The organism is Enorma shizhengliae (assembly GCF_009676995.1).
GTDB classification, from domain to species: Bacteria; Actinomycetota; Coriobacteriia; order Coriobacteriales; family Coriobacteriaceae; genus Enorma; species Enorma massiliensis.
In genome coordinates this window covers 32,095-56,266 of the sequence record NZ_VTFZ01000002.1, presented here as the reverse complement: position 1 = coordinate 56,266, position 24,172 = coordinate 32,095, and the positions used below count along the sequence as shown (strand labels likewise).

18 protein-coding genes and 1 tRNA gene are annotated in these 24,172 nt (G+C 61.8%); all 19 read right to left on the bottom strand.

Translation table 11 applies throughout. The features are described from left to right. Nucleotides 1-62 precede the first annotated feature (62 nt). Nucleotides 63-2,609 (bottom strand): SpoIIE family protein phosphatase, encoded by a 2,547-nt coding sequence (locus GJE22_RS02630; RefSeq protein WP_144687692.1) that lies wholly within the window; start codon nt 2,607-2,609, stop codon nt 63-65. A gap of 347 nt (nt 2,610-2,956) precedes the next feature. Next, a tRNA-Leu gene (locus tag GJE22_RS02625) sits at nt 2,957-3,046 on the bottom strand. A gap of 117 nt (nt 3,047-3,163) precedes the next feature. After that, on the bottom strand, nt 3,164-4,846 hold the full coding sequence (locus tag GJE22_RS02620; RefSeq protein ID WP_235895755.1) for an ABC transporter substrate-binding protein: 1,683 nt from the start codon (nt 4,844-4,846) through the stop codon (nt 3,164-3,166). 280 nt (nt 4,847-5,126) lie between these two features. Continuing rightward, nucleotides 5,127-6,152 carry an ABC transporter ATP-binding protein gene (locus GJE22_RS02615; protein ID WP_022349501.1) on the bottom strand — a complete coding sequence of 342 codons (1,026 nt, stop codon included), beginning with the start codon at nt 6,150-6,152 and terminating at the stop codon, nt 5,127-5,129. Further along, the gene (locus GJE22_RS02610; protein ID WP_022349500.1) at nt 6,152-7,282 is read right to left on the bottom strand and encodes an ABC transporter ATP-binding protein; all 1,131 of its coding nucleotides are present in this window, start codon (nt 7,280-7,282) and stop codon (nt 6,152-6,154) included. The genes GJE22_RS02615 and GJE22_RS02610 overlap by 1 nt, the downstream gene beginning before the upstream one ends. After that, on the bottom strand, nt 7,282-8,232 hold the full coding sequence (locus GJE22_RS02605; protein ID WP_144687691.1) for an ABC transporter permease: 951 nt from the start codon (nt 8,230-8,232) through the stop codon (nt 7,282-7,284). Before GJE22_RS02605 ends, GJE22_RS02610 begins: the two co-directional genes overlap by 1 nt. A gap of 14 nt (nt 8,233-8,246) precedes the next feature. After that, nucleotides 8,247-9,284 carry an ABC transporter permease gene (locus GJE22_RS02600; protein ID WP_144687690.1) on the bottom strand — a complete coding sequence of 346 codons (1,038 nt, stop codon included), beginning with the start codon at nt 9,282-9,284 and terminating at the stop codon, nt 8,247-8,249. Nucleotides 9,285-9,419: 135 nt separating this feature from the next. Further along, nucleotides 9,420-11,108 carry an ABC transporter substrate-binding protein gene (locus GJE22_RS02595; RefSeq protein WP_144687689.1) on the bottom strand — a complete coding sequence of 563 codons (1,689 nt, stop codon included), beginning with the start codon at nt 11,106-11,108 and terminating at the stop codon, nt 9,420-9,422. A 387-nt stretch (nt 11,109-11,495) separates the two neighbouring features. Continuing rightward, on the bottom strand, nt 11,496-11,762 hold the full coding sequence (secG, locus tag GJE22_RS02590; RefSeq protein ID WP_019128629.1) for a preprotein translocase subunit SecG: 267 nt from the start codon (nt 11,760-11,762) through the stop codon (nt 11,496-11,498). A gap of 225 nt (nt 11,763-11,987) precedes the next feature. Next, nucleotides 11,988-12,758, bottom strand: a complete 771-nt coding sequence (locus GJE22_RS02585) for a transposase (protein WP_144687688.1) — start codon at nt 12,756-12,758, stop codon at nt 11,988-11,990. 457 nt (nt 12,759-13,215) lie between these two features. Further along, nucleotides 13,216-14,778, bottom strand: a complete 1,563-nt coding sequence (gene gpmI / locus GJE22_RS02580) for a 2,3-bisphosphoglycerate-independent phosphoglycerate mutase (RefSeq protein ID WP_019128631.1) — start codon at nt 14,776-14,778, stop codon at nt 13,216-13,218. 3 nt (nt 14,779-14,781) lie between these two features. Then, on the bottom strand, nt 14,782-15,558 hold the full coding sequence (gene tpiA / locus GJE22_RS02575) for a triose-phosphate isomerase (protein WP_144687687.1): 777 nt from the start codon (nt 15,556-15,558) through the stop codon (nt 14,782-14,784). Further along, nucleotides 15,548-16,747: a phosphoglycerate kinase gene (locus tag GJE22_RS02570; RefSeq protein ID WP_144687686.1), complete on the bottom strand. Its 1,200-nt coding sequence runs from the start codon at nt 16,745-16,747 to the stop codon at nt 15,548-15,550. The genes tpiA and GJE22_RS02570 overlap by 11 nt, the downstream gene beginning before the upstream one ends. Before the next feature lie 91 nt (nt 16,748-16,838). Continuing rightward, nucleotides 16,839-17,864: a type I glyceraldehyde-3-phosphate dehydrogenase gene (gap, locus tag GJE22_RS02565; protein ID WP_019128634.1), complete on the bottom strand. Its 1,026-nt coding sequence runs from the start codon at nt 17,862-17,864 to the stop codon at nt 16,839-16,841. Between the two features lie 202 nt (nt 17,865-18,066). Further along, nucleotides 18,067-18,987, bottom strand: a complete 921-nt coding sequence (whiA, locus tag GJE22_RS02560; protein ID WP_144687685.1) for a DNA-binding protein WhiA — start codon at nt 18,985-18,987, stop codon at nt 18,067-18,069. Nucleotides 18,988-19,107: 120 nt separating this feature from the next. After that, a complete protein-coding gene (gene rapZ, locus GJE22_RS02555) occupies nt 19,108-20,049 on the bottom strand; it encodes an RNase adapter RapZ (protein ID WP_144687684.1) in 942 nt (313 codons plus the stop codon). Between the two features lie 164 nt (nt 20,050-20,213). Beyond that, nucleotides 20,214-20,900, bottom strand: coding sequence for an N-acetylmannosamine-6-phosphate 2-epimerase (locus GJE22_RS02550; RefSeq protein WP_144687683.1), 687 nt, complete (start codon nt 20,898-20,900; stop codon nt 20,214-20,216). 42 nt (nt 20,901-20,942) lie between these two features. Beyond that, nucleotides 20,943-22,952, bottom strand: a complete 2,010-nt coding sequence (gene uvrC, locus GJE22_RS02545; RefSeq protein ID WP_144687682.1) for an excinuclease ABC subunit UvrC — start codon at nt 22,950-22,952, stop codon at nt 20,943-20,945. A 3-nt stretch (nt 22,953-22,955) separates the two neighbouring features. Further along, nucleotides 22,956-24,026, bottom strand: coding sequence for a lipid II:glycine glycyltransferase FemX (locus GJE22_RS02540; RefSeq protein ID WP_235895754.1), 1,071 nt, complete (start codon nt 24,024-24,026; stop codon nt 22,956-22,958). Nucleotides 24,027-24,172: the final 146 nt, after the last annotated feature.

The following is a 24,172-nucleotide window of genomic DNA, read 5'->3' as shown; positions in this document are numbered from 1 at the left end:
AGCACTTCTAATCAGTGCGCCCCGCAGACGAGCCGCTCGCTCCGGCAACTGGATATACGGCCTCATCGCGCGTCGCCTTCCGTTGCCGCATGCTGAAAGCCGGAGCGCTCGGGACCCTGGAACTCAAGCGCCACGAGCGCGATGTCGTCTTCGAGCGATGAATCGGTAAAGGAATCGAGCTCGTCGAGCACGCGCTGGCACAGTCCGTCCGCGCCAAAGCGCGCGTTCGCAAGGATGATGTCGCGCAGGCGCCGCTCGCCGAAGAACTCGCCCGAGGCGCTCCGTGCCTCGATGGCGCCATCGGTATACATGAACAGCACATCGCCGCGGGCAAAGGTAAACGATCCGCTCTTGAATGCCATATCCTCGAATGCGCCAACCACGCCCGATTGCTCGCTCAGAAGCTCCACCTCGCTCGGAGACGCCTCTCCCCCGGAGAGCGTCTCTCCATCTTCTGTTGGCGCAGCCCCCGCATCGCCACCCACATGGGCGAGCATCGTGGGTGGGTGCCCCGCCGAGCAATACGTCGCCCTCCCGCGCCGTAAATCGAGCTTGGCCACGAACATGGTCGCAAACGTCTCGACTCGCGAGAAATTCATGAGCATCGCATTGAGCGAGCGGACCATGCGAACAGGGCTCAGCCCTTCCCATGCATAGGCGGAGAGCGCTGTCTTGACGAGCGCCGACATGGAGGCGGCCTCGATGCCCTTACCGGATACATCGCCCAGAATCATGACCGCCCGGTCGTCGGGAAGGCGAATAAGTGTGTAGAAATCTCCGCCCACAAGCGCCTGCTGCGTGGCGGATGAGTACAGGGAGTCGCTCACGATGCCCGGAACAGCCCCGAGGGAGCTCCTCATGCCTGCCTGCAGCGTCTGGGCGATCCTCCGGTCCTCCTTGCTCTGCGTGGCGTCGCGCAGCCGGAGCTCGAACTCATGCGCCAAGCGCACGAGATAATCGAATTCCATATCGTCAATGGGCTCCTGGGAGTCGTCGCGCAACAGCAGGAAGGTGCTAGGAGCGAACCCGGACGAACGCGGCGCAAGGGCAGAACCAGCCCCCTCCGCCGTCTGCGAACCCTCGTCCATGCTTTCCGAGGCACCCGTATCGCCCGCTTCCGCCGCGCGAGACGCTTCCGCTGCATCGCGATCGGCATGCTCCCCCAAAGAATCAGCGCCCGCATCGACGCCGCCGAACGCCAAGTCTCCGCGCATCTCGAAGAACACGCCTTGGTCGGGCAGACCCTGCGAGCTCAGCCATGTCCCCATGCGAGACATGCGCTCGATGCGCGTGATGCGCACGTATTCCAATTCGGTCCCGTCCGACCTAAACTCCCCCGCTGCATGCGCAAAGTAATCCCGCGGTTCCTGGTTCATGCGGGCGGCGGGCGCGGTCGTGGAGAAGAAGAGCTGGTCGATGTCGCCGGGGAGCGCGACGCGGCTCCCGCCCTCGAAGTCGATTTCAAGCTGCCCCGTACGGGGGTTGCTCACCACAGGGCACACGTGGCACGAGAGCACCCGGCGCACCTCGGTGATCGTCTCGGCCCAGATGAGCCCGATGTCGCCCTCGGCACCATATACGACATCGCGCACATGGTTGAGCGAGCGACTGAGCTCGGCGGTGCGCTGGGAGCGCATGCTCGTTGCCAAGCTCATGAGCTCGATTGATAGATAATCGCAAACGACCTCGATAACGTTCACGTCATACGCACGCGATGCCGTGGGGCGCTTCCAGCCCAGCTCAATCACACCGAGAATCTGCGTACCGAAGAAAACCGGCACCGCGATGAGCGTCTTGAAGGGCGGCATATAGTGCGCACGGAGGTTTCTACCACATCGAGCGTCCAGGTCGTAGAGCGAACCGGCGTTGGTGCCCGAGCCCTCGCCAGAGCGGATGATGGTGAGGCGGCAGCTCGAACCCTTGCGCGTCACATAGGTGGGCACGCCCGCACCAAAGGGAATGAACTCCGGTACATAATCGAGCTCGAGGCTTCGCGAAATACCCCGCAGCTTGAACCCTCCGCCCTCTGCGAAGTAGATAGTCGATCCATCGGCATCGAGCGCATCCACGAGCTTGTTGAGCACCGTGTCCAGAAGCGATGGGAGATTCTCTGCACCCACGGTGGACATGATGACCGAAAGCGTCCCCGAAAGGCGCTTGTTCGCCGCCTGAAGCTCCGAGAGCACACGGCGCATCTGGCGATCATGCGCATAGCGCTCTTCGAGACTGCGAAGCGTGAGAAGCACATGCCCTTTACCAGATGCGCGCTTGAGCAAACGCTTGCGCAGGCGCTCGGACGGTGTCACCTGAATCGCGCGCACGAGCACTGGAATGAACGAACCGTCCGCAAGCTTGAGCATGAGCGGGCAGTCCTTGCCATCGAGAGAGAACGGCAGCTTGTGATCGGCAGCGCGCTCGAAAGATGAGCTGAAGAGGAGGTCTTTGACATCGGTTTCTATAAGCTGGCTGGCCTCTTCCCCCGTTAAAGCAACCAGACGGGAGTTGACCTGGTAGATGGTACCGTCGGTACTGCATGCGATGATGGCGTCGCTCGTAAGCTCGGCAAGCCGTGGGAGGTCGGAAAGCTCATCTCGTCCCGTTGCATCCATCGCGCGTCCTCTCGTTCGTAGCGTCTTGACCTACTATACCCCGTTATCGAGTCTCCCCCGCCTTAGGGTTCTCGAGCTGAACCCGGGTGCACGCTTCGTTCATGGACGGACTGCAGGCGGGCATCCCGCTTTCGGGCGACATTAGGACACGAATCTCGTTGTCGGGCGACAATTCTCCGCTAGGAGGCGCAAACATGGCGATATGTCGCCCGAGAATGGTCCCTGTGTCCGAATCGCGCCCGAGTACACACTGCGTGCGCATCGCAGCACTCGCGCGGGGTGCACGTCCGATGTCATAGACGCTAGAGACATGAAAAAGGGCCTCCGTGGAGGCCCTGAACACTCGATGGTGTCGGAGGCGGGACTTGAACCCGCATGATCGAAAAGTGATCACTAGCACCTCAAGCTAGCGCGTCTGCCAATTCCGCCACTCCGACAAGCAGCGAAATAGATAATACCCCAGCCCCTCCGTAGAACGCAAGAAGAATTTTGAGAAATTTTTCTCGCGCGGGCCCACTGCGTCCGCCGTCACGCAGAAGCAGCAGTTCGAAGTGCTATTCCGCGAGTTCAGCCGAAGCGAGATCGAGGCGCCCCTGGGTATCGATGGCCAGATGGGTCACGCGCTCCGAAGCCGCATACGACCGGGCATGGTACATGAGCGGCACCACCGGGCATTCGGATCCAATGATGCTGTCCGCCCCCTGCAAGAGCGAAACCCGTGTGCCCTCATCAAGCTCTGTTCGGGCCTGAGCAAGCTGCTGGTCAACATGGGCGTTCTGGTAACGGGCATAATTCGTCGAACCAATGCAGCCCGAGAAGAAGAGCGGGAAGAGCACGCTATCCAAGGTTGGCGCATCGGCCGTCCAGTCAACGCGAACGAGGTCGAAATCCCCATCCTCGATGCGCTGCCGAAGCGTCTCGGCATCAAGCGCCTCGAGACGACACGTGATACCGAGGTCCTCCAAGTCGTCAGAAATCTTCTGCATGACCTCCGCATGCCCGCCATCGGTGTTATACGAGAGGCGAACCTCAATGCCACGATGGTCGTCATCATTGAGCGGATAGGAGCTTTCAAGCAGCTCCGTGGCGCTCGAGGGGTCGAATGCAGCGTACGCCCACGACTCCTCGCGATAACCGAAGACCGTCGGAGGAACAGCGCCGTGCGCCGGCACCCGCGTCTCACGGTAAAGCGTGTCGCACAGGTAATCGCGATCGATTGCCAGGGAGATGGCGCGCCGCACCACAGGGTCATCAAGCGGTGCCGCCGAACAGTTGCAGGCGAGCATGCTTGTCGTAAGCCCGGTTACACAGACAAAGCGTCCATCATCACCGAGCGTGCGACCATCCTCTGAGCGCCCAAGACTCGATGCGGCGTCGCTCGCATCGCCTATAGGACACGGGCTCACATCGATATCGCCCGTTTGGAACGAACGGAACGACGATTCCGTATCCGGCTCGACATCGAAGAGCACGCGGTCGAGCGATGCAACCTCGCCATAATAGTCGTCATAGCGGGATAGCGAGAGCGTGCCCGAACCGCTCTTCCACGTGTCTGCCATCATGAACGGGCCGTTGCCGATGGGCCGTTGGGAGAAGGACGGTAGGTCGTCGTCAGCGGAAGACGGAACGGGGCCAAGCGCCGGATGCGCTAGCAGATAAGGCAGATCGGCATAGGGCGTGCTCAAGCGTATGCTAAGCGTTGCGCTATCCGGGCACGTGACGCCGGAAAACTCCGTCGCCAACCCAATGTGGAGGGCATCATAGCCATCAATGAGCGAAAGGAGGTAGGCATAGGGCGTGGTGCCAGCAAGCTGGCTTGGGGCGCTCGACGGACACACGATTCGCTCCCAAGCGCGCTTGAAATCCTCAGAGGTTACCCGCGAGCCATCGTGAAACGTGGCATCCCGCAGATAGAACGTGAACGTCTGGGCATCATCCGACACCTCATAGCGGTCCGCGGCAAGGCAAGAAAGCTCTCCGGTGGAAAAATCATACGAGGTAAGGCAGTCGAACAACTGCCACACGACGGTAAGAGAGCTCGTATCGGTCGCAAGAGCTGGGTCGATACTTGCAGGTCGCGAGAACCCTATGGCCAGAGGCTGTTCGGCAACCGCCGCACTCCCCTGCTCGGCCTGACCTCCCGAAGTGCACGCGGAAAGAGCAGCGAGCGCACCCGCAGCCAGCGATCCGCCTAGAAAACGCCTGCGGCTTAGCGCTCCATGAGCCATTCGATCCATGCCAAACGCCCTTCATATCGCAATCATCTACCGCGACCAGCTTATCAAAATGGCCGCAACAACGTGAGCCGCCGCACAGAGCACCACCCACTCGACAAGAATGCCGCGTGTGCCATGCAAACCAAGCCTGTTACCGCCGATCAAAGGAATCTAGACCTGCAGCGGAAACATCAAGGGCGGCCCCTTTGCTCGCGAGCGCTTCCGCAGGAACTCGACTCTGCCGAGTTCCGAGGACTAGCGAGGGAGCAAAGGGGCCGCTCGTTAGGTGCGTCAACCTATCCTACAGGTCGATATGGGTTTCCTTGATTGGGAACTTCTCCGCGAAGTGGCATGCGCACATATGACCAGGCGCGACCTCACGGAACTTAGGCTCCTCCTTGCCGCAGATCGCCTGCGCGATCGGGCAGCGGGTGTGGAAACGGCAGCCGCTCGGAGGGTCGATCGGCGAGGGGGGATCGCCCGCAAGGATGATGCGGGATCGCGTCTTCTGCACGTCGGGATCGGGCACCGGAACTGCAGAGAGCAACGACTGCGTGTACGGATGATGCGGCTCGGTGTAGAGGGTCTTCCAGTCGGAAACCTCGACCATCTTGCCCAGGTACATCACCGCAACGCGGTCGGAGATGTGCTGAACGACCGAAAGGTCATGCGCAATGAACAGGTACGCGGTACCGAAGCGGTCCTGCAGGTCCTTGAGCAAGTTCAGAACCTGCGCCTGGATGGAGACGTCGAGCGCGGAAACGGGCTCGTCGCAGATGATGAGCTTCGGCTTGAGCGCGAACGCGCGGGCGATGCCGATACGCTGGCGTTGACCGCCGGAAAACTCATGCGGGTAACGGTTGATGTGCTCGGGGTTGAGGCCCACGACGTCGAGGAGCTCGCGCACGGTCTGCATGCGCTCCTCTTTGGTGCCCACGTTGTGGATCGTCATGGGCTCCGAGACGATCTCGCCGATGGTCATGCGCGGGTTCAGGCTCGCATATGGATCCTGGAAGATGAACTGCATGTCGCGGCGCATCTCCTTGAGCTCCTTATGGCTCATCTTCGAGACGTCTTTGCCTTGGAAATACACCTTGCCCGAGGTGGGGTTGGTCAGCCTCATGATGGAGCGGCCCGTCGTGGACTTACCGCAGCCGGATTCACCCACGAGGCCGAAGGTCTCGCCCGCATGGATCTCGAACGAAACATCGTTTACAGCGGAAACAACGCGCTTGGAGAACCTACCGGCGAGCATGCCCGCCTCCGCAGGGAACTCCTTGCTCAGATGCTCGACCTTAAGCAGCGGCTCCTTGGTGGTATCGGCCATTAAGCCTCGCCTCCCTTCGAGAATGCTTCGATGGTATCGGGCGTTCCCGTCGCGATCTTACCGCGCGAGCGCGAGGTATCGGGAGCGAATTTGAGGAACGCGGGGTCGTCGGCAAAGTGGCATGCGGAGTAATGACCGGTCTCAGTCGTGATGTACTCAGGTGCCTGCTCATGGCAAACATCCACCGCATACGGGCAACGCGGAGCAAAGGGGCAGCCCTTGGGAAGGTTCACGAGCGACGGCGGGTTGCCGTGAATGGGCGTAAGCGGCTTCTTCTCGTCGACCGCCTGCTCCGGAATGGAGCGGATAAGGCCCCAGGTATAGGGGTGGCGGCTCTCGTAGAAGATCTCGTCGGCGGTGCCGAACTCAACCGGGCGGCCGGCATACATGACCATGATCTTATCGGCCATATCGGCCACGACACCCAGGTCGTGCGTGATCATGATGATGGCATTGCCGTTCTTCTGCTGCATCTCCTGCATGAGCTCGATGATCTGCGCCTGAATGGTCACGTCGAGCGCCGTGGTGGGCTCATCCGCGATGAGGATATCCGGGTCGCAGGCGAGCGCCATGGCGATCATCACGCGCTGGCGCATGCCGCCCGAGAACTGGTGCGGATACTCGTTCACGCGCTTCTCAGGGTTCGGAATGCCCACGAGGCGAAGCAGCTCGATGGCGCGCTCCTGTGCCTGCTGCTTAGTGTAGCCACGGTGCAGGCGCAGGCCCTCGCCCAGCTGGCGCCCAATCTTATAGACCGGGTTCAGCGAGGTCATGGGATCCTGGAAGATCATCGCGATATCGTTGCCGCGAATGTGCTGCATCTCCTCTTCGGACTTCTCGAGGAGCGACTCGCCTCGATAGAGGATGTCGCCGTCTTCGATCTTGCCCGGAGGCATATCGATGAGACCCATGATGGTCATGTGCGTCACCGACTTGCCGGAACCGGACTCACCCACCACGCCGAGCGTCTCGCCGCGATCGAGCGTGTAAGACACACCGTCGACAGCATGCACGACGCCGTCCTGCGTGTGGAAGTACATCTTAAGATTGTCGACCTCGAGCAGATGGCGCCCTTCGGGCACGGGCTTCGTCTTAAGGTCGACGTAGCCGTTGTTGTTCTTCTTCGCCATTATGCATCCTTCATCTTGACGTCAAGTGCGTCGCGCAGGCCGTCGCCGAGCAGGGTGAACGCAAGCACCGTAGAAAGGATTGCGAGACCCGGCATGATCATGAGCCAAGGGGCTGTCATAAGATACGCCTGGCCGTCCTGGATCATGATGCCCCACGACGGGTTGGGCGGCTGCACGCCCATACCAAGGAACGAAATCGAAGCCTCGGTAAGAATCGCCGAACCGATATTCATCGTGGCATAGACCACGATGGAAGCGACCGAATTAGGGAAGATGTGACGCGCGATGATGCGGGCGTCGGAAGCTCCCATGGAACGGGCGGCGTCAACGTAGTCGTTCTCCTTAACGGAGAGAATCGCGGAGCGGAACACGCGCGCGATCGACGGCCAGCCGAGAATACCGATGGCAATGAACACGTTCGTGATGCTCTGGCCGAGCGCTGCAATCAGGCACAGCACGAAAAGCACGTACGGGAACGCAAGGAAGATGTCGGCGGCACGCATGATGATGGTGTCCCAGATGCCGCCGTAGTATGCGGCGATGGCACCCATGATGAGGCCGATGACCGTAGAGATGGCGGTTGCAAGCAAGCCGATGGTAAGCGAGATGCGTGCACCATAAATCACGCGGACCAGAATGTCGCGCCCGGTGACATCGGTGCCGAAGGGGTGCTCAAGCGACGGAGGCAGCAGCGAGCTCGTCGCCATGGCGGTGGTATCGGCTGCAGTGGGCGAGCCAAGAAGCTGAGGGGCCCAGAGATCGGCCGTGATAGCAACAAGCGCCACGAACACGATCCATGCGGCGGCGATGATCGCGAGCTTGTTCTTACGAAGGCGCTTCCAGGCATCTCCCCACAGGGTACGAGAAGCCTCGCCCGAAACGTTGTGCGGCGCGGAAGCCTCAGCCTTTGCCGCCTCTCCGAGGCGCTGCGTAGGACTCGGGTACAACATAAACGTGTTCCCTCCTAGTCTTCGCTCTTGCTGTTGCCAAGCCTGATGCGAGGATCAAGGAAGGCGTAGCTGATATCGACAAGCAGATTGATGACCATGACCACCACGATGATGATCGTGACGCCACCCATCACGAGCGGCCAGTCACGAGACGAGATGGCACGGTAGATCTCCGAACCAACGCCGGGCCAGTTGAACACCGTCTCGGTAAGAATCGCGCCGGCCATCATGGCGCCGAAGTCGATGCCGATATAGGTAACAACCGGAATGAGCGCGTTCTTGAGCGCATGGTGCAGAATGATCGCCCGACCGGAGAGGCCCTTGGCCTTCGCGGTGCGGATGTAATCCTGGTTCATGACGTCAAGAAGCTGCGAACGCATGATGCGTGCCGTGTAGGCGGTCGAGACCGCAGCCAGCGTAAAGGCCGGCAAGATGTAGTGGACCCAATCCATATATTGAGAATTGGGACCGCCCGCGCCCGAGATGGGCAGCGAGATGGCGCCTCCGGTGAGATCTTTGAGCCAGATGCCGAATATCAACTGTAAGATCATGCCGAGCCAGAATGCCGGAACAGCAACAAGGACCGACGTGATGAGCGTTACCAAAATGTCCCAGAAGGAGTAGCGCTTGATGGCGGAGACCAGGCCGGCACCGATGCCCATAACTGCCTCGAGGCAAATGGCGCACACAGCAAGCTTGATGGTGTACGGGTACTTCTCGGCGAAGATGTCCGTGACGGGACGCTTCTTCTGGTACGAAGTGCCCAAATCGCCGTGGAGCAGATCGTCCATGTAGCGGATATACTGCTCCCAGATGGGGACGGGAATGGTGTCACCGTTCTCGTCGTAGATCGGGCGACCGTTTTCGTCGCCGTAGATCATGTTGTTCTCCACCTCAAGCTGGAGTCGCGTCTGCTCGGGAACCGAGCGACCGCCGGTGATCATCGAGATCGGGTCACCGGGCACAATGGTCTTCATGGCAAAAAGAATAATGGTCACACCGATGAAGACAGGGATGAATTGAAGCACGCGCTTCAATATGTATTTTCCCATACAATACTCCCCTGGTCCGTTGATACGTGGCTATGGCGTCGGCCAGCCACTAAAACGGGCGCCTATCCTGCGAGGACAGGCGCCCTGTACAGATAGATTCCAAATTATAGCGCAGATTTGGAACCTACATCATAACTACTCGGCGCTCACGAGCTGAGCCTTGGAGAGGTCAGCCTTCTTCTGCGGGTCGAGATACATCGTCGCCACGTTGGAGCCGCCGACCATGGTGTGGGTATAGAACATGAGCGGGATGACCGGCATGTCCTCGGCGATCTGCTTGTTGACTTCCTGCAGCGCAGCGATGCGCTCGTCGTCATCAACGGTCTGGCGGGCAGCCATGAGCCCCTCGTCAACCGTGGGGTTGCTGTAGCCGGCGCGGTTGTCGCCGTTGCCGGTGTAGAACAGCGGATACAGGAAGTTGTCCATGATCGGGTAGTCGGCGACCCAGCCCAGACGGCCGAACTGGTAGTCGAGCTTCTGATACAGGTCGAGAACCGTAGCCCAGTCAGGGGTGTTCGCGGTGCAGGTGATACCCACAGCGGCGAGGTCGGAGATGATGGAGTCCATGACCTCCTTGTGGCCGCCGTCCTGGTTCGAGGTGATCTCGAGCTCGAGGCCACGGTTACCATCGGCATCAGCGGGATAGTACTCGTCGAGAATCTCGGTCGCGGCGTCGACGTCGTACTTGGAGTACTCCCACGCGCCCTCCTCGTAACCGGCGATTCCGGGCGGGACGATGTTGTCGGCCGGGGTGCGAGAACCATGGAAGAGGGTATCGCAGATGGCCTGGCGGTTGATGGCCATGGACACGGCGTGACGCAGGTTCACGTCAGTGAAGGGACCCTCGACCACGTTGCAGGTGAGGTAGTAGGTGGAGGGCTCAGAGCCGTTCAGGAACTGGTGGCCCGGGGTGATGGTGTAGCCATCCTCGGACTCGCCGTACTCCTCGGCAGCGGCCGCAAGCGAAGCGACGGGCACGTCGGAGACATCGAGGTTACCAGCCTGGAACTCCTTGTAGGCGGTCTCGACGTCCTTCTGGATCATGAAGTTCACGCCATCGAGAATCGCGGGCTCGCCGTAGTAGTCGTCGAAGCGCACGATGTTGATGTACTGACCGTCGACCCACTCGCCGTCCATCTTGAACGGGCCGTTGCCCACGGGTGCGAGGCCGAAGTCGACCTGGCTCATGTCCTTGGCGCAATCCGGAATAGGAGCGAGCGCGGGGTGAGAGGCGACATAGGGGAAGTCAGCGTAAGCGTAGGAGAGGGTGACCACGAGGGTGTGATCGTCCGGGCAGGTGAGGCCGGACATCTCCTCGGCCTCGCCAGCGGCCAGCTCGTCGTAGCCGGCAATCATGGCGAGGTGGTACCCGATGACCGAGGGGCTCTCGGGGTTGGTGGCGGGGTTCACGATGCGCTCCCAGCCATACTTCCAGTTGGAAGCGAGGACGTCGGTGCCGTCGTGGAACTTGGCCTCCTTGAGGTGGAAGGTGAACTCGGTGGCGTCGTCGTTCGCCTCCCAGCTCTCGCACGCGAGCGGCTCGAGCTCACCGGTCTCGAAGTTGTACTGGGTAAGGGAGTCGAACAGCTGGAAGCCGACCTGGGTGCCCTGGTCCTCCTGCAGGTTGTACGGCTCGATGCAGACCGGGTTGTTGATGTAGTAGCGCAGGGTGCCGCCCTGGGCGCCACCAGTGGCTGCGGAACCACCGGTCGTGGTGCCACCCTTGGTGCAACCCGCGAGCGCGGCGAGCGCGCTAGCAGCGAGGGCTCCGCCCACGAAGTGACGGCGGTCGAGCACCGGCTGCTTCTTCTCGAAATCTGCCATGCCTTCCTCCTTTTTTAACGGGTAGAGCCGATCTGCCCCACCTTTGATGCATCCGTCGATCTTCGCCCATGGCAACTCAGACGAAGGGACGCTTTGAATACAATACCGGATTCTCATCACAAAGTCTGCAAGAAACCTTACAGAAACGAAGGAAACACTTTACTTCAACAAAGCGACGCAAGCCTTTCCGGTATGCATGGCACAATCCTTCTTATGCAAACATCCCGCTCAAGGCCGTGCCAGAGCGGGATGCGCCTGCGTAATAACGATGCAATTATGCTTGATGAGCGCTCTTTATCGTGAAAACGCCTTTCGGACGCCCCGGAGATGAACGGTAGAATCGAGCCGGTGAACGGCTCTCTTGCAATCGAGCGGCGCCGGAACGTTTTAGACGAAATCGACGCCCTGAATTCCGCCCTGCGGGAAGAAGAACATGCACAGGACAACGCAGACGGCGAAGACTACGGCGACGATCACCGTAAGCCGGTCGAGATTGCGCTCCATGACGCCCGTAGCTGCACTGGAGTTATAAAGCGAGCTGGCGATCATATCGGAAACACCGGTGCCCTTGCCGGAGTGCATGAGCACGAGGGCAATGAGCGCGAGCGCGGAGAGCGCCCACACGATGAAAATGATGACCTGGAAGGGACCCATAAACGACTCCTTTTCACCACAGCAAAACTCTCGCATGATAGCACACCATTATGTCAATTGTCACCATCATCCAAAACTGGCATTCATATCCTGATACAAGTCAAAATGGGACGGGGACGTTTTGACTCATTTTGCACAACGCCCTCCGGTCAAATTGGGACGGGGTTGTTTTGACTCATTTCGCACATCGCCCTCCCATGCAGGTTGAAACGGGCTTCCAACGATTTATTGGGAGCGGGTCATATCGTTACGTACGGCCGTTGCTCGCGTAATCGAGCTTTTCCCAATGCCCGTCAACCGTTCAATTTGCTTGACAGTCAACCCCGTCTCCCTAAGCCTGCGCAAAGCCTCATCCCGATCTTCTCGGCAAAGAGCCTTGATATCACCTGGCTGCCCGCCTTCTAGCGCGCATCTCGCCGCCGATAGAGCCTCGTCGTCGGCAACCCTACGCGACGCTCTCACATAATAGTATGCGTATCTCTCGTCCTGAAATAGCTCCCTGAAGCCCTTGGGGCCGCCCACCATATCAAGGATGAGCTCACTCGACACAATACCGCCACCAGTTAGATACTCCTGATAGCTGCTCCACCGATATCGATCGACCGCCGCGATGTTAGCCTTCGCCGGGTTTTCGTGAATATAGCGAACCGCCTGCAGCAGTTGACGATCGTCCGTAATAGGCACGCCAGTGAACCTGCCCTGAAAAACCGCGCCGACATGACCGGTTTTACTATTGAAATACTGGGCGTAGGCCGTTGTGAGGCCATGCATCATGTGACTGACCTCGTTCTTCGGATCATCAAGCAGAAGGTGAACATGGTTGTCCATGAGACACCACGCAAGCACCGCCATCTCATGCGATCTCGCTTTGTTCTCCAGCGACGCCAAGTAATGTAGGCGGTCTTCATCGTCCTCAAAGAGTAGCTGACGGCCATTTCCCCGGCACGTCACGTGATAGAAGCCCGAGTCTGCAATCTGTCGTGCCACGCGCGGCATTCCCCATCACCCCTTGGTATTACGACGTTTGAGCATCGCCTGCAGGGAGTGGCGTCGCGATCCCACGCCATCCGTCGCATCTTCGTTGTCAAGCTTCGCGAATGCAATTGTTCCCCACAGCGAGCGTCCTCAAAGCGTAGAGCGTTCAAAAGGGTGCGTCATGTCGTCCACGGCGAGCGGTAGTAGAAAAACGGTAGTCGGTACCAGCAGTTTTCCACACTAAACACTATCTGACAAATATCTGAAAGGGATATTGCCGGAAGCTGAAAACTACCTCATTTACAGAGCGGAGCGATCGATACTCGCTGCCAAATTCACCCTCTTCTTTCACAGGCATCATTGAAGTGAGTCAAAACAAATCCGTCCCATTTTGACGCAGACGCATACAAGAAAGGGGCTGCCGCAGAGTGCGACAGCCCCTACTTGGGTCAAAATAAACCCGTCCCAGAATGACTGGTTAGTCCTCGGTGGCGAGAACGCGACCGGTCATCTCGGCAGAAGGCTCGATGCCGGCGAGGGAGAGCATGGTCGGAGCGATGTCCGAAAGGCGCCCGTCCTCGATACCGGTGAGTTTAGCGGCCGGGTCGACCACGATAAACGGCACGCGGTTGGTGGTGTGCGCCGTGAACGGGTGCTTCTCGCCCGCGTCGTCCACGTCGTACATATGGTCCGCGTTGCCATGGTCGGCCGTGATGAGCGCAAAGCCGCCCTTGGCAAGAATGGCGGGGATAACCTTGGAAAGGCCATCGTCCACAGCCTCGACCGCCTTCACCGCAGCGTCAAAGACGCCGGTGTGGCCAACCATATCGCAGTTCGCATAGTTGACGATGTAGAAGTCCGCGCGGTCCTCGTTGATGGCCTCGACGAGCTTCTCGGTGACCTCGGGCTCAGACATCTCGGGCTGCAGGTCGTAGGTAGCGACCTTGGGCGAGGGAACGAGCACGCGCTCCTCCCCTTCCTTGGGCTCCTCGACGCCGCCGTTCAGGAAGAACGTCACATGCGCATACTTCTCGGTCTCCGCCGTATGCAGCTGCTTCAAACCGTTCTGCGCGATGACATCGGCAAGCACGTTCTCGGGGAAGGTCTTGGGGAAGGCCACCTCGACGTTCTTGAACGTCTCGTCGTACTCGGTCATCGACACGAAGTGCGAGAGCTTCGGCGCGACCTTGCGGTCGAATCCGTTGAAGTTCTTCTCGGTGAAGGCTCGAGTCATCTCGCGGGCGCGATCGGGACGGAAGTTGAAGAACACCATCGCGTCGCCGTCGTGCACGCCCTCGTTGTGGCAGGCGAACGGCTCGACGAACTCGTCGCCGCGCTCGTCCTTCTCGTAGTAAGCCTTAACACCCGCGACCGGGTCCACGTCCTCGCCGTCGTAAGGCAGCGTGATGACGTCGTAGGCGCGCTCGACGCGCTCCCAGCGATTGTCGCGGTCCATAGCCCAGTAACGACCGGACACGGTGGCGATGCGCGCATCGACGCCGGTGTACTTGGAAAGGGCCTCGAGGTTCTCGGCAAGGGTCTCGATATAGCCGGCACCGGAGTGCGGGTCCACGTCGCGGCCGTCCATGAAGCAGTGGAAGCGAATCTTTTCGACGCCGTGCATGGCAGCAAGCACCGAGAGGGTCTCGCCGTGGCGCTGCATGGAGTGCACGCCGCCCGGGGACACGAGGCCCAGCAGGTGGACGGTGCCACCGCGCGCGGCGACGTCCTCCATGGCAGTCGCGAGCGTCGGGTTCTCCTCGATGGAGCCATCGATGATGGAGTTGTTGATGCGGCTGAGCTCCTGGAACACGATGCGGCCGGCGCCGATGTTCAGGTGGCCGACCTCGGAGTTGCCCATCTGGCCCGCAGGCAGGCCCACGTCCTCGCCCGAAGCACCGAGCGTGGTGTGCGGGTACTCCTCCCAGAGCTTATCCAGGTAGGGCTTGTTGGCCTTGAAAACGGCGTTGTTGTCGCCCGCAGGGGCGAGGCCGAAGCCGTCCATGATGACCAGGAGCGCAGGAAGATGACGCTCTGCCATGCGCTACTCCCCCGCCTTCTCGACCATGGCCGCGAAGCTATCGGCCTTGAGCGAGGCGCCGCCCACGAGCGCGCCGTCGACGTCTTCCTTCTCCAGGAAGCCGGCGATGTTCTCGGGCTTGGCGGAGCCACCGTAGAGCACGCGGATGCCGTCGGCGATCTCCTGGCCGAAGATCTCGACCAGGGTGGCGCGGATGGCGCCGCAGACCTCCTGGGCGTCATCGGCCGTGGCGGTCTTGCCGGTGCCGATGGCCCAGATGGGCTCGTAGGCGATGACGAGCTGGTCGCCGGAGGAAATCTCGACGCCCTCGAGGCCAGCCTTGATCTGAGCGGTCACGAACGCAACGTGCTCGCCCGCCTCACGGGTCTCGAGGCTCTCGCCGCAGCAGAAGATCGGGACGATGCCGCCGGCGATGAGCGCCTTGGCCTTCTTGTTCTCGTCCTCGTCGGTCTCCTTGAAGTAGTCGCGACGCTCAGAGTGGCCGATGATGCAGTACTCAACGGGCACGCTCTTGAGCATGGCAACAGAGGTCTCGCCGGTGTAGGCGCCGGAGGCCTCCCAGTACACGTTCTGAGCACCGAGCTTGATCGGGCTCTCCTTGACGCCGCCCTTGCAAGACACAACGCGAAGGTCGACGGTCGGCGGGCAGATGCACACCTCGACGCCCTCGGGAATCTCGGGCAGCGCGGCAACGAGCGCCTGCGCCAGGTCCTTGGCCTCGTTGAGGTCGTTGTTCATCTTCCAGTTGCCTGCGATGAGGCGGGTACGCTTACTCGGCATCGTTCAGAGCCTCCACTCCAGGAAGGGCCTTGCCCTCGACGAGCTCCATGGAGGCGCCGCCACCCGTGGAGATCCAGGACATCTTGTCGGCCAGGTTGAACTTGTTCACGGCTGCGACGGAGTCGCCGCCGCCGATGATCGAGGTGCAGCCCTCGTTCGCAGCCACGGCCTCGGCGACCGCCTGGGTGCCGTGCGCGAAGTTGTCGAACTCAAAGACGCCCATGGGGCCGTTCCAGAACACGGTCTTGGCCTCGGCGATGGCGTCGGCATAGAGCTTCTCGGTCTTGGGGCCGATATCCATGCCCATGCGGTCCTCGGGGATGGCGTCGGAGGCCACAACCTCGCCCTGGGCATCCTCGCCGAAGTGGTCGGCCACGACGTTGTCGACCGGGAGCAGGATCTTCACGCCCTTGTCCTCGGCCTTCTTGAGCATCTCGGCCGCGCGCTCAATCCAGTCCTCTTCCTTGAGGGAGGTGCCGACGGTCTTGTAGCCCTTGGCCAGGAAGAAGGTGTAGGCCATGCCGCCGCCGATGATCAGCGTATCGGCGGAGTCGATGAGGTGATCGAGCACGCCGATCTTGGAGGACACCTTGGAGCCGCCCACGATGGCCACGAACGGGCGCTCCGGCTCGGCGAAGATGCTGGTGAGGGTGTCGACTTCCTTCTCAAGCAGGAAGCCAGCGACCGCCGGCAGGTACTCGGCAGGGCCAACCACGGAGCCCTGGGCGCGGTGCGCGGTGCCGAAGGCGTCGAGCACGAAGACGTCGCCGTAGGAGGCAAGGGTCTTGGCGATCTCGGGGTCGTTCTTCTTCTCGCGCTTGTCGAAGCGGACGTTCTCGAGCACCAGGATGTCGCCCGGCTCGAGCGCGGCCACGGCCTCGGCGGCCTTCTCGCCATAGGTGTCGTCGACGAACTTCACGTCGAAGCCGGTGAGCTCAGCGAGCTTGTCGGCAGCAGGCTTGAGCGAAAGCTCGGGCTCGGGGCCATCGCCCTTGGGGCGGCCGAGATGGCTCATGAGAATGATCTTGGCGTTGTGCTGCTTCAGATACTCGATGGTGGGGATGGCGGCGCGCACGCGGGTGTCGTCGGTCACGACGCCGTCCTTCAGCGGCACGTTGAAGTCGACGCGCATGAGCACGCGCTTGCCGTCCACATCGATGTCGCGGACGGTCTTCTTGGTGAAAGCCATTTCGCTCCTCTTTCTATCTGGTGAATACAAAAAGGGCGCGGCCGCGGCCCTGTGAGCTGCGACCGCGCCCAAGCATGCGAGAGACGCGCGACTAGGCGACGAACTTCTCGAAGTACTTGATGGTGCGGACCATCTGGGAGGTGTAGGAGTTCTCGTTGTCGTACCAAGAGGTGACCTGAACGAGCGTCTGGCCGTTGCCGAGCGGGGCGCACATGGTCTGGGTGGCGTCGAAGATCGAGCCATGGGTCTCGCCGATGATGTCGGTGGAGACGATGTCGTCCTCGTTGTAGGCGAAGGTCTCGGAGATGGTCGCGGCGTAAGCCTTCATAGCGGCGTTGACCTCGTCCTTGGTGACTTCCTTGTCAACCACGGCATAGAGGTTGGTGAGGGAGCCGGTGGGGGTGGGAACGCGCTGGGCGGCACCGATGAGCTTACCGTTGAGCTCGGGGAGCACGAGGCCGATGGCCTTGGCGGCACCGGTGGAGTTCGGGACGATGTTCACGGCGCAGGCGCGGCTACGACGCTTGTTGCCCTTGCGCTGCGGGCCGTCGAGCGGCATCTGGTCGCCGGTCCAGGCATGGATGGTGGTCATGATGCCGGACACGATGGGCGCGAAGTCGTTGAGACCCTTGGCCATCGGGGCGAGGCAGTTGGTGGTGCAGGACGCAGCGGAGATGATGTTGTCCTCGGCCGTGAGCTGCTCATGGTTCACGTTGTAGACGATCGTGGGGAGATCGTTGCCCGCGGGAGCGGAGATGACGACCTTCTTGGCGCCAGCGTTGATGTGGGCCTGAGCCTTCTCCTTGGAGGTGTAGAAGCCGGTGCACTCGAGCACGACGTCGACACCGAGCTCGCCCCACGGGAGGTTGTTGGCGTCGGCCTCCTTGTAGATGGTGATCTCCTTGCCGTCAACGGTAATGGAGTTCTCACCGGCGGTGACCTCGTGATCGCGGCTGTAGTTGCCCTGCGTGGAGTCGTACTTCAGCAGGTACGCGAGCATATCCGGGGAGGTGAGGTCGTTGATCGCGACGATCTCGGAGCCCTCGTGACCGAACATCTGGCGGAACGCGAGACGACCGATGCGGCCAAAGCCATTAATCGCAACCTTTACTGCCATGTGTGTCTCCTTTCGTAGGGCCCGGCGGGTTCTTTGCCCACCGTTTAGACCCACAAACTAACCACTCACCAAATATACCTTTTTTTCTAAGCCCTATTCGCGTAATTGCGCACTTTTTGATGATTCCCTTGCATTGAAACGCTTTAACCCTAACCAGCCAGCAGATTTCCGCAGAATGATAAAACGAACCCGGTTCGTTTTATCATTCCAAGAGCTTTTCCAAGCGCAGCACGCGATGATACAGGGCGGACTTTGAGAGCGGCGGGTCCGAAACCTCGCCCAGATCGCGAAGCGATAGGTCTGGATACGCCTCTCGGAGGGCGCAGAAGTCCTCTAGGGCACGGGGAAGCGTACCCCGCAGCCCCCGGCGCTCAACCTCCGCGATGAGCTCGAGCTGGTGCTGTGCTGCACCGGCACTCCGTGTCTGGTTGGCGAGCTCGGCGTTCACCTTGCGATTGACCTCGTTCTTCACCGACTTCATGGCGCGGGCGTCCTCTAGAACGTCTACGCTGCGCTGGGCCCCCACCGCTTCGAGGAGGGCACGGATGTCGCGCGCGCTCTTCACATAGACGGCGAAGGTCGACTTGCGCCGGTTCACACGGGCATTGACCCCGATCTGGCCGATGAGCTCGGCGAGCGCGTCGGCGAACTCCTCGCCCTGCACGGCGATCTCAAGATGAAAGTCGCCACGAGGGTCCGCCACGAAGCCCCCCGCGATCAGCGCCCCGCGGATGTAGGCGAGACGGCAGCAGGGCCGCGCCACCACATGCCGGGGAATCCCGCGTACGAGCCCGCCGCGGCGGTCGAGAATACCAAGCAGCACGAGCGCCTTGTCGAGCCCCGGCTGATCGGGCAGGGTGATGAGGTAGTTGCGCACCTTGTGGAGCACCGAGCGACGGACGGTGAACTCGGTGCGCAGCTTCAAGATCTTATGGGTGAGCCCGAGCATGGTGCGGGCCACGGCACCGGTCTCGGTGGCAACCGTGAGCCGATAGCGGCCGGACCCCGCGATAGAGAGCGTCCCGCAAACGCGAACGAGGGCCGCGAGCGTCGCAAGGTCGCAGTACTCGCAGGTGGGCTCGCAACGCGAAAGCTCGTCGCGCACCTCAGCCGTAAATGACATACACCTGTTCCTCCCTAGGTCAGTCGTGTTGGGTCATTTTGGGACGGGGTTGTTTTGACTCATCCGGTGAGTCAAAACAACCCCGTCCCAAAATGACCCACGACCAATCCCCACCAGGCCCTAGTGAGCCTCGCCCGTCGCGGTCTTGTTGGCGCGCGCTAGGTCGCGATGCGAAATCGACACATGGTACTGCTGGCGCTCCAGATAGCGCGCCGTGGCCTCAGCGATGGCCACGCTGCGATGCTGGCCGCCCGTGCAGCCGATGGCGATCGATAGCTGCGGCTTGCCCTCGGCCACATAGCCGGGCATCACGGCATCGAGCAGCTGGTACCACGCGGTGAGGAACTCCTTCGTCTTCGGATGCTCGAGCACGAAGGTCGACACCTTCTCATCGAGCCCCGTCATGGTGCGCATCTCGGGGTCGTAGAAGGGATTGGGCAGGAAACGGACGTCGATCATGATATCCGCCTCGACCGGCATGCCATGCTTGAAGCCGAACGAGAAAACCTGCACATCCATCAGCTGCTGGTCGGTGAGCTCGGAAAACGCAAGGCGCAGCCGCGTGCGCAGCGCCGATACGCGCAGGCGGCTCGTGTCGATGATCATGTCGGCACGATCACGCACCTTGCGCAGCTGGATGCGCTCGCGCTGGATGGCGTCGGCGGTGGACTCGCCCGGCTTTGCAAGCGGATGCCGGCGGCGGTTCTCGTTATAGCGACGCATGAGCACCTCGTCCGACGCCTCGAGATAGACGACCTTGCAGGTCATCTCGTGCGCCTCGAGCGATACGATCACATCGAGCAGCTCGTCGAAGAGCCCCTGGCTACGCAGGTCGCAGGTCACGGCGAGATGTCGCCCCACGCCCGTGTTGATGCCCACCAGCTGGGCGAGTTGCAGCACGAGGCTCGGCGGGAGGTTATCGATGCAGAAGTAACCCATGTCCTCGAACACGTGCATGGCCTGCGTGCGCCCAGACCCGCTCATACCTGTGATGATCACGATGTCCGGAACGCGATCGGCGAGCTCCGCCGCCGTAATCGCCTGAGGATTCATCTCTGCCATGGGGATCGCCTTCCTGCCGTCGAGCCGTCCTCCCCAGTATACCCGTGCGCCTCCCCTACCGACAGGACGCTCCGGCCGCGCGCGAGCAAAACGGCACCCCGCTCGCGAGCCACCAGAGCGACCCGCGCGCGATTAATCGATCGCTTGCGATAACGGCGAGCCCTCTATGCATCCAACGCGGCGGCAAACCAGCTCGTGATGCTCGTGGGATGCGTGATGGCCGTTCCCACCACCACCGCCCAGGCGCCGGCGTCCATAGCGGCCCGGGCCTCGGCCGGCGTGTGCACGCGACCCTCGCAGACCACGGGGAACCCGGGGAACTCCTCGGCAGCCTGCCGAAGAAGCGGGAGGTCGGGCCCATCGGCCATCGTGCAGTCGATCGCTGCGACCCCATGGGAAAGCGTCGTCGATACGATATCGAACCCAAGGTCGACCGCACGGCGAATGTCGTCGATGGTCATGCAGTCAGCCATGGTGAGCACCCCTTCCTCCTTAAGGGGAGCGAGGGTGTCGGCCACCGACTTTCCATCGGGACGGGGGCGGTCCGTGGCATCAATGGCCACGATGTCGGCGCCGGCCGCCACACAGGCGCGCGCATGCCGAAGCGTCGGCGTGATGTAGACGCCGTCGTGGCCGTCCTTCCACAATCCGATGACCGGCACCTCGACACGCCCTTTTATCGCCGAGATATCGGCAAGCCCCTGGCAACGAATGGCCGCAGCCCCACCAAGCTCGCACGCGCGCGCCATGAGCGCCATAGTCTCCGGCGTGCGAAGCGGCTCGCCCGGATATGCCTGAACGCTCACGATCAGCGTTCCCTTAAGTGACTGGATGAGCGGGTGAATGGACACGGCGTCCCCTTTCATGCGATGTTGTACCTCCACGTACCAATGTCAGGAGCCAGAGCCCGCGCGGTCGTCTGCGCGCTCGCCGGTGTGGCCGTCTGCGTGCTCGCCAGCACGGCCATCCGCGCGCCCAGCCTCTCGCTCGGCATCCCAAGCACGAAGCGTTCGGTACACGTCCTCCGCCACATGCCGCGGCACGCCCTTCACGGCAGCGATCTCGTCTGCGCTCGCCGCGCGGAGCTTCTTCATAGAGCCAAAGTGCCGCATGATGGCCCGCTTGCGCGTGGGCCCCACGCCCTCGACCTCGTCGAGCACGGAGACGGTCATGGCCTTGCCGCGCAGCTCTCGATGGAAGGTGATCGCGAAGCGGTGCGCCTCGTCGCGCACCTGTTTGATGAGGTAGAGCGAGGCCGAACCGTTGGGCAAAACCACAGGCGTCTCGTCCCAGGGGACGAACACCTCCTCATCGGCTTTGGCAAGACCGCAGACGGGAATATCGAGGCCCAGCCCTTCGAGCTGCGTGAGCGCCGCGGTGAGCTGCGGCTTGCCGCCATCGACCACGAGCAGATCGGGGTGCGCGCCGAAGCGCTCGTCTGCCATGCGCTCGGGGGCGTACCTGCGCCCCAGCACCTCCTGCATGGAGAGGAAATCGTTCGCCTCGCCCGTGATGCTGCGAATCTTGAACCGCCGGTATTGCGACTTATCGGGCTTGCCGTTGGTGAAGACCACCATCGACGCCACGGTGAAGGCGCCATGGATGGTCGAGATATCGAAGCACTCGATGCGCAGGGGCGGCGCCGGCAGCGCAAGAGCGCTCTCCAGCTGCAGAAGCGCCTGATTGGTGCGGTCGTCGGCATACCCGGTGCGCATCATGTAGCGCATGAGCGCATGCCGGGCGTTTCGCTCAGCAGTCTCGAGCAGACGATGCTTCTCGCCACGCTGCGGGCGATGCACGCGGCACACGCGGCCCCGCCTCTCGGTAAGCCATGCCCCGATGAGCTCGGCGTCCGCAAGCTCGCATGCCACGTTCACCTCGGAGGGAATATCCGAGGTCTCATCGTAGTAGCGCTTGATGAAGCCTCCGACGAGCTCCTCCTCCGATACATCGAGCCCCTTGTCCAGGATGAATTCGCAGCTTCGCTGCGTTCGGCCGTCGCGCACCACGAAGACGCAGGCCCCCGCGATGGTCTCCTCGCGGAAGAACCCGACCACATCGATGTCGACGCGCGAGGGAAAAACCACCTGCTGGCGATCATCGAGCCCGTTGATGACCTCGAGCCGCCGCTTGATGCGACCCGCGCGCTCGAAATCGAGCTCCTCGGCGGCACGCCCCATCTCGCTGGAAAGCTCATCGACCACCTCGCGCCGGCGGCCCGAGAGGAACCGCTCGACGCGCCTCACATTGTCAGCGTAATCCTGCGGCGTTATGGCGCCCACGCAGGCGCCGGGGCCGCGCCCAACGTGGTAATCGAAGCACGGGCGTCCATGCTGCGCGCACACGAGGTTGATCACATCGCTCTCGTCTTCGTGCGCCTCGATGAGCCGTCGCGTGCGCTTCCACTCCGCGCAGGTCGCGATGCAGATGGGAATAACCTTGCGGATGGTGTCGATGGTCTCGCGCGCGGCACGGCTATCGGTATACGGGCCAAAATAGCGCGTGCCGGGCTTGTGCTTCTCACGCGTGTACTTGATGGCGGGGTACACATCGCCTTTGGTGATGGCGATGAAGGGATAGCTCTTATCGTCTTTGAAGTCGACGTTGAAGTAGGGCCGATACTGGCCGATGAGCTCGCGCTCCAAGACGAGCGCCTCGTGCTCGGTATCCACGACTAGGTAATCGAAGCTCTCCACGAGCTGCATCATGAGGGGAATCTTGGCGCGGTCGTCGGTCAGGGTCACATACTGGCGCATGCGCGCGCGCAGGTTTTTGGCCTTACCAACATAGATGACCGTGCCCGAGGCATCTTTCCAGAGATAGCACCCCGGGTCTGTGGGAACATGATCGACCTCCGCAGCGAGGCGAGCGAGATGGTCGTGCAGGGCATCGGCCTCCGCCATGCGCTACCGGGCCTTCCGGATCGCGGAGCGCAACCCGCGCGCCTTGACGAGCGCGGTATAGAACGCCTTCTTGAGCGGCACATCGCGATCGGGGGCAACGGCGCGCACGCCCTCCTTGGCGAACTTGGTCTTGAACTCGTTGAGGTTCTTGAGCTCAGGCTGGAAGTCGCTGCCGATGGCCATAAGGTCGTACGCGGTGCATCCAAGCTCAGCAGCCTGCTGGCACTCGAAGAACAGCAGGGCATCGGCCACGCGCAGCCTACCGCTGCCGATAGCCGTTGCCGCATAGTAGCGGGTGGCAAGCGTACCCGAGATGGTGAGCAAGCTCCACGCGACGACCTTGCCGTCCACGCGCGCCGCGAGCACGCGGCAATGCTCGGCGCCCAAGATGCGCACCATGTTCTGATAATCAGCACAGGGCGCGGGCGCAAAACCGTCACGCGAGCCCGTCTCGCACATGACCTGGTAATACTCGCTGAAATCTTCGGCGGCGCGGGCGGTCTCGTCCGCCATCTGAGCGGGGCACTCGCGCAGCGCTTTGCGCACGTCGCGGCGACCGCGCGGCTTCATGCGGGCAAGGATCTCGTCGTCTCCGCCGGTGAGGTCGATCACGACGGTAGTGTCGTAGGGCAGGGTCGAAAGCACCGGGCACGCGAGGTCGCAGGGGGTCTCGACCGCCATGCGCATGAACACCTGCTTGCGGTCGCGTCCTCGCACGTAGGCCGAAATCGCCTCGAGGACCGCGCGCTCGAGCTCGGGCGTACGGTCAACGATCCACACGGGGCCGTGCGGTGCGCGCAAGAAGCGATAGCCATGGGTTTCGAACTGGGAGAACGCCACGGCCGCGATGACCTGCCCGTCGCTCTCGACCGAGCAGTAACCCCACGGAGAGCGGCCCTCGATGGTCTTTTGGTAGTCGAGCCATACGGGCAGCTGCTCGACGGGCACGGGCGCCGTACACGCGCTCAATACCTGCTCGTATGCCTCGCGAGAAAGCTCACGTACCACCATCGTCCCATTCACTCCCTGCTCTCCCGCGCAGATGGGTCGCGCAGGCGTCGTCTTGTACGGCATTTCTTACGGCCCTCCATCCTACGCCCTTTGGCCCCGGAGCAGCTGCAGGCCGTTCCGCGGCAGCAAAATAACAGAATCGTGAAGGACATCTGGCGTTTGGGCACCGGGGCACGTCGGCGCTGGCGCTCCCGGCGAGCGGCGGGCAT

What these genes read in the sequence shown, in the direction of transcription:
- GJE22_RS02630 (WP_144687692.1), bottom strand. Translation starts at nt 2,609, where the DNA reads ATGGATGCAACGGGACGAGATGAGCTTTCCGACCTCCCACGGCTTGCC.
- GJE22_RS02620 (WP_235895755.1), bottom strand. Translation starts at nt 4,846, where the DNA reads ATGGATCGAATGGCTCATGGAGCGCTAAGCCGCAGGCGTTTTCTAGGC.
- GJE22_RS02615 (WP_022349501.1), bottom strand. Translation starts at nt 6,152, where the DNA reads ATGGCCGATACCACCAAGGAGCCGCTGCTTAAGGTCGAGCATCTGAGC.
- GJE22_RS02610 (WP_022349500.1), bottom strand. Translation starts at nt 7,282, where the DNA reads ATGGCGAAGAAGAACAACAACGGCTACGTCGACCTTAAGACGAAGCCC.
- GJE22_RS02605 (WP_144687691.1), bottom strand. Translation starts at nt 8,232, where the DNA reads ATGTTGTACCCGAGTCCTACGCAGCGCCTCGGAGAGGCGGCAAAGGCT.
- GJE22_RS02600 (WP_144687690.1), bottom strand. Translation starts at nt 9,284, where the DNA reads ATGGGAAAATACATATTGAAGCGCGTGCTTCAATTCATCCCTGTCTTC.
- GJE22_RS02595 (WP_144687689.1), bottom strand. Translation starts at nt 11,108, where the DNA reads ATGGCAGATTTCGAGAAGAAGCAGCCGGTGCTCGACCGCCGTCACTTC.
- secG (WP_019128629.1), bottom strand. Translation starts at nt 11,762, where the DNA reads ATGGGTCCCTTCCAGGTCATCATTTTCATCGTGTGGGCGCTCTCCGCG.
- GJE22_RS02585 (WP_144687688.1), bottom strand. Translation starts at nt 12,758, where the DNA reads ATGCCGCGCGTGGCACGACAGATTGCAGACTCGGGCTTCTATCACGTG.
- gpmI (WP_019128631.1), bottom strand. Translation starts at nt 14,778, where the DNA reads ATGGCAGAGCGTCATCTTCCTGCGCTCCTGGTCATCATGGACGGCTTC.
- tpiA (WP_144687687.1), bottom strand. Translation starts at nt 15,558, where the DNA reads ATGCCGAGTAAGCGTACCCGCCTCATCGCAGGCAACTGGAAGATGAAC.
- GJE22_RS02570 (WP_144687686.1), bottom strand. Translation starts at nt 16,747, where the DNA reads ATGGCTTTCACCAAGAAGACCGTCCGCGACATCGATGTGGACGGCAAG.
- gap (WP_019128634.1), bottom strand. Translation starts at nt 17,864, where the DNA reads ATGGCAGTAAAGGTTGCGATTAATGGCTTTGGCCGCATCGGTCGTCTC.
- whiA (WP_144687685.1), bottom strand. Translation starts at nt 18,987, where the DNA reads ATGTCATTTACGGCTGAGGTGCGCGACGAGCTTTCGCGTTGCGAGCCC.
- rapZ (WP_144687684.1), bottom strand. Translation starts at nt 20,049, where the DNA reads ATGGCAGAGATGAATCCTCAGGCGATTACGGCGGCGGAGCTCGCCGAT.
- uvrC (WP_144687682.1), bottom strand. Translation starts at nt 22,952, where the DNA reads ATGGCGGAGGCCGATGCCCTGCACGACCATCTCGCTCGCCTCGCTGCG.
- GJE22_RS02540 (WP_235895754.1), bottom strand. Translation starts at nt 24,026, where the DNA reads ATGCCGTACAAGACGACGCCTGCGCGACCCATCTGCGCGGGAGAGCAG.